The organism is uncultured Negativibacillus sp. (assembly GCF_944388365.1).
In the GTDB taxonomy this organism is placed as follows: Bacteria; Bacillota; Clostridia; order Oscillospirales; family Ruminococcaceae; genus Negativibacillus.
Genome location: NZ_CALXIN010000055.1, coordinates 1 through 12179 on the forward strand (window position 1 = coordinate 1; position 12179 = coordinate 12179).

The 12179-nt window shown below is 55.2% G+C and carries 14 protein-coding genes; 6 read left to right on the plus strand and 8 right to left on the minus strand.

Features of this window, described 5'->3' with window-relative positions:
• The first annotated feature begins 113 nt into the window (after window positions 1–113).
• The 6 genes from accB (at window position 114) to Q0L39_RS07990 (ending at window position 4994) form a co-directional block, all read left to right on the plus strand.
• On the plus strand, window positions 114–587 hold the full coding sequence (gene accB / locus Q0L39_RS07965; RefSeq protein ID WP_296628180.1) for an acetyl-CoA carboxylase biotin carboxyl carrier protein: 474 nt from the start codon (window positions 114–116) through the stop codon (window positions 585–587).
• A gap of 17 nt (window positions 588–604) precedes the next feature.
• Window positions 605–1051 (plus strand): 3-hydroxyacyl-ACP dehydratase FabZ family protein, encoded by a 447-nt coding sequence (locus Q0L39_RS07970; protein ID WP_296628182.1) that lies wholly within the window; start codon window positions 605–607, stop codon window positions 1049–1051.
• A 30-nt stretch (window positions 1052–1081) separates the two neighbouring features.
• Window positions 1082–2419 carry an acetyl-CoA carboxylase biotin carboxylase subunit gene (accC, locus tag Q0L39_RS07975; protein ID WP_296628183.1) on the plus strand — a complete coding sequence of 446 codons (1338 nt, stop codon included), beginning with the start codon at window positions 1082–1084 and terminating at the stop codon, window positions 2417–2419.
• 61 nt (window positions 2420–2480) lie between these two features.
• Window positions 2481–3383 carry an acetyl-CoA carboxylase, carboxyltransferase subunit beta gene (accD, locus tag Q0L39_RS07980; protein WP_296628185.1) on the plus strand — a complete coding sequence of 301 codons (903 nt, stop codon included), beginning with the start codon at window positions 2481–2483 and terminating at the stop codon, window positions 3381–3383.
• Window positions 3370–4161, plus strand: coding sequence for an acetyl-CoA carboxylase carboxyltransferase subunit alpha (locus Q0L39_RS07985; RefSeq protein WP_296628186.1), 792 nt, complete (start codon window positions 3370–3372; stop codon window positions 4159–4161). Before accD ends, Q0L39_RS07985 begins: the two co-directional genes overlap by 14 nt.
• Window positions 4158–4994 carry a DegV family protein gene (locus Q0L39_RS07990; RefSeq protein ID WP_296628188.1) on the plus strand — a complete coding sequence of 279 codons (837 nt, stop codon included), beginning with the start codon at window positions 4158–4160 and terminating at the stop codon, window positions 4992–4994. Before Q0L39_RS07985 ends, Q0L39_RS07990 begins: the two co-directional genes overlap by 4 nt.
• Window positions 4995–5054: 60 nt before the next feature.
• On the opposite strand, the gene Q0L39_RS07995 is transcribed toward Q0L39_RS07990, so the two are convergent.
• From Q0L39_RS07995 to Q0L39_RS08030, 8 genes are all read right to left on the minus strand, one after another.
• Window positions 5055–5333, minus strand: coding sequence for a hypothetical protein (locus Q0L39_RS07995; protein WP_296628190.1), 279 nt, complete (start codon window positions 5331–5333; stop codon window positions 5055–5057).
• A 134-nt stretch (window positions 5334–5467) separates the two neighbouring features.
• Window positions 5468–5713, minus strand: a complete 246-nt coding sequence (locus Q0L39_RS08000) for an IreB family regulatory phosphoprotein (RefSeq protein WP_296628192.1) — start codon at window positions 5711–5713, stop codon at window positions 5468–5470.
• A gap of 245 nt (window positions 5714–5958) precedes the next feature.
• Window positions 5959–6822: a prephenate dehydratase gene (gene pheA, locus Q0L39_RS08005; protein WP_296628194.1), complete on the minus strand. Its 864-nt coding sequence runs from the start codon at window positions 6820–6822 to the stop codon at window positions 5959–5961.
• Window positions 6822–7934, minus strand: coding sequence for a chorismate synthase (gene aroC / locus Q0L39_RS08010; protein WP_296628195.1), 1113 nt, complete (start codon window positions 7932–7934; stop codon window positions 6822–6824). The genes pheA and aroC overlap by 1 nt, the downstream gene beginning before the upstream one ends.
• Window positions 7912–9198, minus strand: coding sequence for a 3-phosphoshikimate 1-carboxyvinyltransferase (gene aroA / locus Q0L39_RS08015; RefSeq protein ID WP_296628197.1), 1287 nt, complete (start codon window positions 9196–9198; stop codon window positions 7912–7914). Before aroA ends, aroC begins: the two co-directional genes overlap by 23 nt.
• Entirely contained in the window at window positions 9192–10256 is a 1065-nt protein-coding gene (aroB, locus tag Q0L39_RS08020; RefSeq protein WP_296628198.1) for a 3-dehydroquinate synthase, read from the minus strand. The genes aroA and aroB overlap by 7 nt, the downstream gene beginning before the upstream one ends.
• A gap of 122 nt (window positions 10257–10378) precedes the next feature.
• A complete protein-coding gene (gene aroF, locus Q0L39_RS08025) occupies window positions 10379–11392 on the minus strand; it encodes a 3-deoxy-7-phosphoheptulonate synthase (RefSeq protein ID WP_296628200.1) in 1014 nt (337 codons plus the stop codon).
• Window positions 11393–11523: 131 nt separating this feature from the next.
• The gene (locus tag Q0L39_RS08030; protein ID WP_296628201.1) at window positions 11524–11658 is read right to left on the minus strand and encodes a hypothetical protein; all 135 of its coding nucleotides are present in this window, start codon (window positions 11656–11658) and stop codon (window positions 11524–11526) included.
• Window positions 11659–12179 lie beyond the last annotated feature (521 nt).

Sequence of the window (12179 nt, forward strand, 5' to 3'; positions counted from 1 at the left end):
GTATCTTTTATAACATAGAAGGCGTCTGCCGTTTGATTCAGAACGCCATCCCCTTTTAACCGTACAGCGTTAAAACAGGGGAATGATTTAGAGCATACTCGAAGGAGGAAGCTATGAACATTCAGGAAATCAGAGAACTTGCAAAGATCATGCAGGAAACCGGACTGACCTCCGTGCACCTGACCGAAGGTGCGCTGGACATCAAGATGGAGCGCGGCGGCGCTGTTGTATCGACAGTATCGCCGGCACCAATGCCGGTCGAAGCCGCTGTTTTGCCGCAGCCGATTCCGGCTCCGGCAGTTCAGCAGCCGGTCGAGGAAGCACCAGCTGCTTCCAGCATCGATTTTAACCATATCACCGAGGTCAAATCTCCGATGGTCGGCGTCTTTTATGCGGCGCCGTCGCCGGACGCACAACCGTATGTCCAGGTCGGTTCCAAGGTCAAGAAGGGCGACGTGCTGTGCATCATCGAAGCGATGAAGCTGATGAACGAGATCACCGCCGAACAGGACGGCGAGATCGTCGACATCTGCGTCAACAGCGGCGAGGTCGTCGAATACTCTCAGACCTTGTTTAAAATCTTTTAATCGGGGAGGAAGCATCAGTGACACAGGAAGAAATCAAACAGATCCTCCCGCACAGGGACAATATGTTGCTGATCGATGAGGCAGAGATCTGCCACGATCAGCTTGATGAAAACGGTCAGCCGACCACCTGCACCGGCGCCTACACCATCACCGGTGAGGAGTGGTTCTTGAAGGGACACTTTCCAGGTAATCCGGTAGTTCCAGGCGTCGTGCTGTGTGAGATGATGGCACAGGCCTGCTGCGTACTGCTGGCAGGCAGAATCGAAGGAAAGGTGACTCCGTACTTCACCAGCCTTGACAAGGTCAAATTCAGAAACAAGGTGCTGCCTGGGGATAAACTGGAGATCCAGTGCAAGCTGCTCAAGGTAAGAGAGCCATTTTATTTTGCACAGGGCAAGGGCTATGTCGGCGGAAAGCTGTGCGTTTCCGGCGAGTTCTCCTTTGCCTGCATCAAGGAGCAGTAGAACGATCACTGCGGGATGGAGGAAAAGCGAATGTTTTCAAAAATTCTGATTGCAAACCGCGGAGAGATTGCGGTCCGCATCATCCGCGCCTGCAAGGAGATGGGCATCTCGACGGTGGCAGTCTTTTCCGAGGCGGACCGCGAGGCACTGCACGTCAGCCTTGCCGACGAGAGCTACTGCATCGGTCCGGCACCGGTGGGCGAAAGCTATCTGAACATGGCAGCCATCATCTCGGCAGCCATCTGTTCGGGAGCACAGGCCATCCATCCCGGATACGGACTGCTCTCGGAGAATGCGCGCTTTGCTGCGCTGTGTGAGGAGTGCAACATCACCTTTATCGGACCAAAGTCCGAGACCATCGCCAAGACCGGCGACAAGGACGAGGCGCGCAAGACGATGCGTGCCGCAGGTGTTCCGGTCATCCCGGGCTGTGACGTGGTCGCAAGCATCGAGGAGGCAAGGGAGCAGGCGGAGCAGATCCGCTTTCCGCTGCTGCTCAAGGCCCCTGCCGGCGGAGGAGGCCGCGGCATCCGCCTGGTCAAGGAGATGTCCGAGCTGGAAAACGCCTACCAGAGTGCCTCCCGCGAGGCGCTGAGCGCCTTCGGCGACGGCGGACTGTACATGGAAAAATATCTGTATCCGGCAAAACACATCGAGATGCAGATTTTGTGCGACCACTACGGCAATGTGGTCTGCCTGGGCGAACGCGAGTGTTCGATTCAGCGCAAAAACCAGAAGCTCATCGAGGAATGTCCCTCCAGTGCTATCGACCACAAGACCAGAGAAAAGATGATCGACGTGGCGACCAAGGCTGCCAAGGCGGTGGACTACCGCAATGCCGGTACGGTGGAATTTCTGATGGATAAAGACGGCAGCTTCTACTTTATGGAGATGAACACCCGTCTGCAGGTGGAACACACCGTCACCGAGATGGTCACCGGCTACGACCTGGTCAAATGGCAGATCCGCATCGCTGCCGGTCAGAAGCTAGGCTTTGAGCAGAAGGACGTTCACCTGAACGGTCATGCCATTGAGTGCCGTATCAACGCAGAAAATCCGGAGCTGAACTTCCGTCCAAGCTGCGGTAGAGTCACTCTGCTGCACGTCCCAGGCGGTCCATGGGTGCGGTTTGATACAGCGCTGTATCAGGATTACTTTGTGCCGCCGTACTACGATTCGATGATCGGCAAGCTGATCGTCTTTGCCAAGACCCGTGAGGAGGCCATCCGCAAATTGCAGGCGGCGCTGTGCGAGCTGGTGATCGAGGGAGTCGACCACAACAGCCAGCTGCACATGGAGCTGTTAAACGATCCTGCGTTCAAGGCGGGAGACTATTATACCGACTTTATGGCCAAGAGAGGTCAGTAATCAGATTATGTTGTGCAGGGCGCCCGAAAGTTAGAGGGCGCCCGAGGAAGAGAGGACCTGCATGCTTTCGAAAAAACTGTTCCAGAGACCGAAGAACGATCTGGAAAACTATGGACGGGCGTCCCGCGAAATCCATCCGGCCGTACCGGATGAGCTGTGTGTGTCCTGTCCGGAATGTAGAAATATCCTGTTTGCCAGTGTCATGAGCACACAGTTTTATACCTGTCCCAAGTGCGGACATCTGTTCCGCCTCAATGCCCGCCAGCGCATCGACATGATTGCCGACCAGGACAGCTTTGTCGAGCACGACCGCGGAATGAAAGCCCAGAATCCGCTGGATTTTCCAGGCTATGACAACAAACTGCGCCGCGCCGTGGTGGACAGCCATGAAAACGACGGCGTAGTCTGCGGCGAATGTACCATCGGTTCGTACCGCTGCTGCCTGTTTGTGATGGAGGCGGGATTCATGATGGGCAGCATGGGCTCGGTGGTCGGCGAAAAGATCACCCGCCTGTTTGAGTATGCCACCGAACATCATCTGCCGGTCATCGGCTACACCGTTTCGGGCGGAGCGAGGATGCAGGAAGGCATCCTTTCGCTGATGCAGATGGCAAAGACCAGCGGCGCAGTCAAACGCCACAGCGATGAGGGCAACCTCTATGTCACCTTCCTGACCGACCCAACCACCGGCGGCGTGTCGGCCAGCTTTGCGATGGAGGGAGATATCATCCTTTCCGAGCCAGGAGCGCTGATCGGCTTTGCAGGCCCTCGTGTCATCGAGCAGACTATCCGCCAGAAGCTGCCGGAAGGATTTCAGCGTGCGGAGTTTCTGCTGGAGAAGGGCTTTGTCGATGCCATTGTCGAGCGTCCGCAGCAGAAGGAATATCTGACCCGCGTGCTGGCGCTGCATGGCGCGCCTCAGAAGGAGCAGACACAGGAGGTGGCAGAAGATGGAAGCCTATAAACGTGTAGCGGCTGCCCGCGCCAAGGGCCGTCCAAGCGGCGCGGATTTTATCCGGAACGTTCTGGAAGGATTTATGGAATTTCACGGCGACCGCCGCTTTGGAGATGACGGTGCAGTGATTGCCGGCGTGGGCTGGCTCAATGATATGCCGGTGACTGCCATCGCCATCGACCGCGGCAAGGACACCAAGGATAAGATTAAAAGAAACTTTGGTTCTGCACATCCCGAAGGCTACCGCAAGGCGCTGCGCCAGATGAAGCTGGCGGAAAAGTTTGGACGTCCGGTCGTATGTTTTGTTGATACCTCCGGTGCTTACTGCGGCATCGGCGCCGAGGAGCGCGGACAGGCGCAGGCCATTGCCGAAAACCTGATGGAGATGATGACCCTCAAGGTGCCGGTCATTTCGATTCTCACCGGCGAAGGCGGCAGCGGCGGCGCGCTGGGACTGGCGGTTGCCGACGAGGTATGGATGCTGGAAAATGCAGTTTACTCGGTCATCTCGCCCGAAGGCTGTGCCAGCATTCTGTGGAAGGATGCTTCCAAAACCAAGGAGGCTGCGGAGTGTCTGAAGCTGACCGCTGAGGAGCTGCTCCGGCTGCATGTTGTCGAGCGCGCCATCCGAGAGCCGAAGGACTCCAAGGAAGGCTTTGAGCGGGTATATGCGCGGCTGAGAAAGGATCTGTACAGCGCGTTCAGTCAGGGAAAACGCCTCAGCCCGCAGGAACTGACCGAGCGCCGTTACCAGAGATTTCGCAGGATGGGAGCGTTTACAGAATGATTAGAATTGTAACCGACAGCACCGTCAATATTACCAGAAAGCGGGCAGCACAGCTGGGACTGACCGTTCTGCCGATGGGCTACACCGTCAACGGACAGCGCTATCTGGAGAGCTTCACCGACTGCAACGGCAACTTTGAGGCGCTGCTGCAGAATAAAAACTTTGTGACCAACCAGGTTTCGGTCGAAAGTTTTGTTTCAGCCTTTTCCGAGCTGGTGCGCCGCGGCGACCAGGTGCTGTGCATCGTCATTTCGTCGCGCCTGAGCGGCACCTACCGCAGCGCCTTTGCAGCGGCAGCACAGATCAACGCCACCTATGGCGGAGAGGAAAAGGTGATCGTGGTGGATTCGCTGTGTACCGCCGGCGGTATGCTGCTGCTGTGTCAGCAGGCAATCGCTCTGGCAGGACAGGGAATGGGTCTGCAGGAGCTTGCCCAGCGTGTTGAGGAGGAGCGCAAACGCATCAGCGTGGTATTTTCGCTCGACAGCATGGATGCACTGCGCCGCAGCGGACGCATCGGCATTGTCCGCCAGTCGGTCAGCACCATTTTGAATCTGCGCCCGCTGCTGTGCTGCAAGGACGGCGCAGTAGTTTCGCTGGGAAGTGCACGAGGCAGAAACGAACAGATCAACGCCCTGGTGCGAACCATCGAAACAGCACCGGAACGCATGATTATCAATGGTTCCAGCACAAGTCCGGCGCTTGCACAGCTGCAGCGGGAGCTGGAAGTTCACTTTGCACAGGTTCCGCTGGAGCATCACGGTGTAGGACCGGTATTGGGACACCATCTGGGAATGGGTGTTCTGGCAGTGAGCTGGATTGACAAAGAATAAAAGCAATAAAAATGAGCTGCTTTCCAAACGGAAAGCAGCTCATTTTTATTGCTTTGCAGCTTATCGGTTGTAACGGTCCATCCAGATGTCGGCGATGGACAGCGCCTCATACAGACCGTCGCGTTCGGCCTTGTTGAGGATGCGCTCTTTCAGCGGCAGACTCTCGTCGGTGGAGATCAGCTGTACCACGACCTTGCTGGCCATCGGCAGCCCCATCTCCTCCTTTTGGCTCTTAATCTGCAGATGGGCAACACACTTGTCTCCCATGCTGCCATAGTAGAGTGTTTCTCCGCTGCGCACCAGCGGTCTTCCTTTATACCTCAAAAATTCCTGTGGCATGACAAAACTCCTTTCGTGGTTGTGCAACCCTTTGCCTGTACAGACAAAAAAGCGGACAGCCACCCATGGCTATCCGCAACGCCTTTTTGCAGCAAAGTCCTGTCACTGATTGTGCAAACATAATCGAACAGGTCCTAGTCGTTTAAGTAGGATTTGACCAGGATCTGCAGCAGCTCATCGCGGTCGATCCGGCGGATCAGACTGCGTGCGTTGTTGTAGGTGGTGATATAAGTCGGGTCCTCCGAAAGAATGTAGCCGACAATCTGGTTGATCGGGTTATAGCCCTTCTGTCTGAGTGCGTCATAGATGACGGTCAGCGTTTTTTTGATTTCCTTTTCCTTGTCCTCGTGCAGCGAAAAAGAGATCGTTGGTTCGTGCATATATGATACCTCCGCTCCCCGAGTTTTCCTGCAAATGTCTAAAAAAGTGCAGTAGACAAAAAAGACAGGTACACACGGGTTTGATTTTGGTCTGCGATATTTTTATAACACGAGAATATCATACCGCAAATACGAAGTTTTTTCAACCAATCCCAGGAATTTTATTAGAATGTTTACATCGACATCGCCTGATTCTATATAAATTGCATAAAAACAAAGGGCGAATATCGTTGTATTATGGATACTTATGCTTCTGGATAGTTGCCCAGAAATTGCAGATAATCAATGTCGTGTTTTAAGTTTGCAAGCGCTGTCTGCACCCGTTCCTCCTGCAGATTGCCCGAAAAATCCCAGTAAAACATAAACTCAAACGGGCTGTCGGGAATAGGACGGGACTCAAGCTTCAGGAGGTTGATCTTCTGGTCGGCAAAGCGGGACAGTGCTCCGTAGAGTGCACCGGCCTCGTGTTTGACGCGGACGATCAGGCTGATGCGGTTGCAGTCGGGATGTTCGACCGGCTGCTTTGCCAGCACCACAAAGCGGGTAAAATTGTCGCGCCGGTTCTGGATGGCTTCGCACAGAATCTTCAGCCCGTACATCTGCGCACATTCCCGTGAGCCGATGGCAGCAAGGGAGGGATCACCCTGCTCTGCCACAAATTTGGCGGAAGCAGCCGTGTTGGAATAGGGATGGGCGCCCATCTGCGGATGTGCCTTAAAAAAGTCGGAGCATTGATGCAGCGCCTGTTCGTGGGAATAGACGCTGCGAATCTGGTCAAGCTGGGCGTCGGGCAGAACCAGCAGCGAATGTTCGATCTTGACCTTGACGGTGCCGACAATGTAGAGGTGATACTGCAGCATCAGGTCGTAGTTGTCGGTGACCGAACCAGCCAGCGTGTTTTCGATCGGGATGATGCCGTAGCGCTGTTCCCCTTGGCTCACCGCCTGAAATACGTCCTCAAAGTGAGGATAGAAGGTGATGTCCGGCGTGTCGAATACGTCCAGACAGGCACGGTTAGAGAAAGCACCTGCCACACCCTGACAGGCAACCTTGGCAGGAGAGGAGGGGTCCTGCTCGTTGTTTCGGACGATGCGTTCGATCTCCTTCATCACTGCACCTCCTTGCTGCCAAGCACCAGATCCATCAGCGCAATCGCGGCGGCTGATTCAATGCAGGGGACGGCACGGCGAACGATACAGGGATCATGGCGTCCGGTGATCGAGAGGGTGACCTCCTCGCCGGTGCGGAAGTTGACCGTCCGCTGGCTCTGGGAGATGGAAGGAGTGGGCTTAATCACCGCTGAGAAGAGCAGCGGCATGCCGTTGGTGATGCCGCCGAGGATGCCTCCATTATTGTTGGTGGCAGTGCGGACGTTTCCGTCCTGCATACAGAACGGGTCGTTTGCCTGGCTGCCGGAAAGCTCTGCAAAAGAGAAGCCCAATCCAAACTGAACGCCCTTGACCGCGGGAATTCCGAAGGTCAGCGAGGCGATCTTGCTTTCTACACAGTCGAACATCGGGTCGCCGATACCGGCAGGCAGTCCGGTGGCAGCACATTCGATGGTGCCGCCTACCGAGTCGAGCTGTTCGCGGCGTTGAGAGATCAGCTCCTGCATCTGTTCTCCGGCGGCATCGTCGAGAACAGGGAAAAACTTCTGTCCCATTCCGCGCAGGGTATCCGCCGAGAGGGAGACAGGGTCAAAGCTCTGGTCCTTGATGCTGCCGACCGAGGCGATGTGCGCGCCTATCTCGATGCCGCGCGCCGCCAGATACTGCTTGGCGATGGCGCCGGCAAAGCACAGCGGCGCGGTCAGTCTGCCGGAAAAGTGTCCGCCGCCGCGGATGTCGTTGCAGCCGTGGTAGCGCACATAGCCGGTGTAATCGGCGTGACCTGGGCGGGCGACCGAGCGCAGCTGGTCATAGTCCTTGGACTGGGTGTTGGTGTTCTCAATCAGCGCGCAGATGGGCGTCCCACAGGCAATCAGCCGGTCAGGACAGTCCGGATCGGGCAGCAGACCGCTTTGAATCTGTGGAAAATCCTTTTCCAGACGCGGCGTGTCGAGCTTGCCGCCTTTGGAGCTGCGGCGCGCCATAAAGGAGAGCAGCTGCGGAAAGTCGATCACGGTGCCCGCTGGAACGCCGTCGATGACAATGCCGATGCCGCGGGAATGGCTCTCGCCAAAGATGGACAGTTTGAGGTTATGCCCCCAGGTCGATGACATGAACATCTCCTCCTAACGCTTGAAAGTCCTTGTAAAAATGGGGATAGGATTTGCTGACGCACAGCGGGTCGCGGATGACCACCGGCTCTTTGCAGACCAGCGACGCTACTGCCATCGACATGGCGATGCGGTGGTCGTTAAACGAATCGACCGTTCCGCCGCGAAGCTGTGGTTTGCCGCAGAGGATCAGTCCGTCGGCAAGCTCGGTGACGTCGGCGCCGATGGCGCTCAGACACTGGTACATCGCGTGCAGACGGTCGCTCTCCTTGATGCGCAGACGGCCCGCATTGACGATGTGGGTCTCTCCCTGAGCGACCGCCGCAACTACCGACAGAACAGGGATGATGTCGGGAATCTGTGCGCCGTCGATGGTGATTGCTTTGAGCGGCGCAGGAGTGACGGTGACGCTGTGACCCTCGGTGGTGACCTGTGCGCCCATCTGTGCAAGGAGGTCGGCGACGGCACGATCTCCCTGTAAAGACTGTAAATCCAGACCATGGACGGTGAGCGGATGGTTTCCGATGGCGCCTGCGCACAGCCAGAAGGCAGCGTTGCTCCAGTCGCCCTGTGCTTCCAGCTGACCAGGAGTACGGTACTGCTGATTGCCAGGGATGTCCCAGCCGTTTTCCACAGGATGGACGGTGATATCAAACAGTTCCAGCACCCGCAGTGTCATGTCCACATAGCCTTTGGATTGCAGCGGAGAGGTCAGGCGAATCTGGCTGTCCTCGTGCAGCAGCGGCAGTGCAAACAGCAGGCCGGTGATGTACTGGGAGCTGATATCTCCCGAAAAGGAGAAGCAGCCGCCCTGCAATTTGCCGTCCAGCTCCATCGGCAGCCAGTCGCCGTTATCGGGAAGCGAGAAGGTGACTCCGTGCTGCTCAAGCTGCTGAAGCAGCGGCTGCATGGGACGCTGCGCCAGCCTTCCGTGACCAATAAAGCGCGCAGACTGTCCCAGCGCCGCCATCACCGGCACCAGAAAGCGCAGTGTCGAGCCGGATTCGCCGCAGTCGCAGTCGATACGCTCCGCATTGTGCTGTCCGATGCCCTCCACCAGAATGTTGTCGTCGCCAAAGGTGACAGCAGCGCCGGCAGTCTCCATCACACGAGCAGTGGCGCGGATATCCTCCGAGAGGGTGCAGCGGCGGATGAGGCTGGAGCCATTGCTCAGCGCACAGGCCAGAATCAGCCGGTGCAGGTCGGACTTAGACACCGGCGCAAGCAGCTCACCGGCAAGCTGACCATGGACAGCATAGTTTAACATGGAAGTTCCCCCTTCAGAATGGTTTCCAGCTCGGCGGTGTCCATCGGCAGGATGTCGGCCTTGCCTGCGGTGGAAACAAGGATCAGACGGATGGTGCTGCCGCTGCGTTTTTTGTCGTGCAGGCAGCTTTCGGCAAGCTCGGAGAGCGCACCGTCATAGTGGAAAGGCAGATGATACCGCTCCAGCACGCTGCACAGGCGGTGCAGCAAGGCGGCATCGCAGCGTCCAAGCTTCATTCCCAGACGGGTGATGAGCACCATTCCCATCGCCACACCCTGCCCGTGAGAAACGGCGTGGTTAGTCACCTTTTCGATGGCATGACCCAGCGTGTGACCGTAGTTTAAAATCATGCGGATGCCGGTGTCGTGTTCGTCCTGTTCCACCACCTGACGCTTGATGTCCACACAGTAGGCGACGATCTCCTCCAGACGCTCCTGAATATCACAGCTTTCCAGTAGCTGCAAAAACTCCTCGCTCCAGATCATCGCGTACTTGATCATCTCCGCACAACCGTCAGCAAAGATTTCCGGCGTCAGGGTGGAGAAGGTGTCAGGGTCGCACACCACCAGCGACGGCTGATGGAAGGCGCCGATCAGATTTTTGCCCGCTGGGATGTTGACCGCTGTCTTGCCGCCGACCGACGAGTCGATGGCAGCGAGGAAGGTGGTCGGAATCTGGACAAAGCGGATGCCGCGCAGATAGGTAGCGGCAGCAAATCCGACCAGATCGCCGGTCACACCTCCGCCGAGTGCAACCAGAAAATCGGAGCGGGTGATATTATTTTGGATCAGGAAATCATAGATATGAAGCAGAACCTCGTGCGACTTGGAGTCCTCGCCGTGAGGGAAGACAAAGGTGCAGACCGAAAAGCCTGCCTGTTTGAGCGACTGAACCACCGGTTCGAGGTAGAGCGCAGCAACGTTGTCGTCGGCGATGACGGCAGCGGTAGCTTTGGAAGGTTCAAATACATTGGCGCACAGTGCGCCGCAGCGGGCAAGAGAGCCTTTTTCAATCAATACGTCATACTGGACGCTTGCGTGGACGGTGACGGTTTTCAAGGGAACACAGACTCCTTTCGATACGGGTTAGAGGGAAGAGGTCCAATTCTGTCCTTGATATAGGGACAAAATTGGACCAAACGTGCGGATGAATTTGTCCTTACAGCAAAGACAAAATCGGATTAGTCCATCTGTTTTCCGAAGAAGGTGACGGTGCGTTTGACGTCCTGCATAACCTCGTCGAACTGGTCCGGTGTCAGCGACTGTGCACCGTCGCACAGAGCCTCTTCAGGGTGGTCATGTACTTCGATGATCAGACCGTCTGCACCGACAGCGATAGCAGCCATCGACAGCGGATGTACCATCCAACGGATACCGGAAGCGTGGCTTGGGTCGACGATGACCGGCAGATGGGACTGCTTTTTGATGATCGGAATAGCGGAGATGTCCAGGGTGTTGCGGGTAGCGGTCTCGAAGGTACGGATTCCGCGCTCGCAGAGGATGACGTTTTTGTTGCCGCCAGCCATGATGTATTCAGCGCTCATCAGCAGCTCCTCGATGGTGTTGGCAAGGCCGCGTTTGAGCAGGATTGGCTTGTTTACCTTGCCAAGCTCCTTGAGCAGCTCGAAGTTCTGCATGTTGCGGGCGCCAACCTGGATGACATCGACATTTTCAAACAGCGGCAGATGAGCAGCGTTCATGATTTCGGTGACAATCGGCAGACCGGAGGTCTTTTTTGCCTCGAGCAGGTACTCGATACCTTCGGCACGAAGTCCCTGGAAAGCGTATGGAGAAGTACGTGGTTTGAACGCACCGCCGCGCATCAGTCCTGCGCCCGAAGCTTTGACTGCTGCAGCAACAGCGGTCATCTGCTCACGGCTTTCTACCGAGCATGGGCCGGCGATGACCTGGAAGTGTCCGCCGCCGATCTTGCGTCCGCTGACATCAACGATGGTGTCGTCTGGATGGAACTTGCGGTTTGCATTCTTGTATGGTTCCTGAATACGTTTTACCTCAGCGACGATGTTCATCGACTTGATGTCGTCGGTGTCCAGACGGGAGGTATCACCGATCAGGCCGAGGATGGTTTCATGGACGCCGCGGATCTCCTGAACCTGCAGGTCCATTTCCTCGAAACGGCGGATCATTTCGTTGACTTTATCAGGGGCAGTATCTTTTTTCAAAACAATAATCATGGTAAAACAAATCCTTTCTGTGTGTACGGTCTAAAACAAAAAAGCCGATGCTTTTGTTCTCCAAAAGCATCGGCAGATTTTAAACCAGAAATATTTTTCAGGAAAATCCTTTTTGCAGTCAGTCGGCCGAATTAGATACAGGCCGCTGCCATCAACCGTTTTCTTTTGGCAGTCATCTTTAATTTTGCATGACAAAATCGCTCTGTGCAAAAGCCAAAGCTAAAAAAGTATGCAAAATAAAAGGCTGTCATCTGATTGCGGTTCATAAAAAAGTCCTCCTGTTCCGGCATGTGTTTTTCGCGCCGGAATAACGATGTAAAAAATATACGCCTGAATGAGCAATCTGTCAAGTACTTTTGCTAACAAAAGCAAAATATTGACATTTTTCATACAAAAAAGGCTGCAGAATGTAAAAAAAGGAGAAAGAGGCTTGCCGAAGGAAGTAATTCTGAATAGAATGTGAATTTCTTTTTGTAATAATTGACACTTTTTTGCAGAAGCTTTATAATATGGTTTGCGTGAAATTATAGCACGCTAATAAATAGGAAAGTTTTAGCAGAAAAAATACAGTTTGCGATGTTGGCTTACAGCAGAGACTGTCAGGGCCTAACAAGACAAATCACAACTTTTAAAAAGGCTGCATTTTTGGCTTAGTTAAGCCAAAATAGCGGCCCTTTTCAGAGGAATGACGGGAGAGAAAACAGTGGAAAAAAACGTGGGAATTGATATTGGCTCTACAACAGTTAAGGTTGTGGTTATGGAAGGGGAGAAGATCCTGTACAGGATC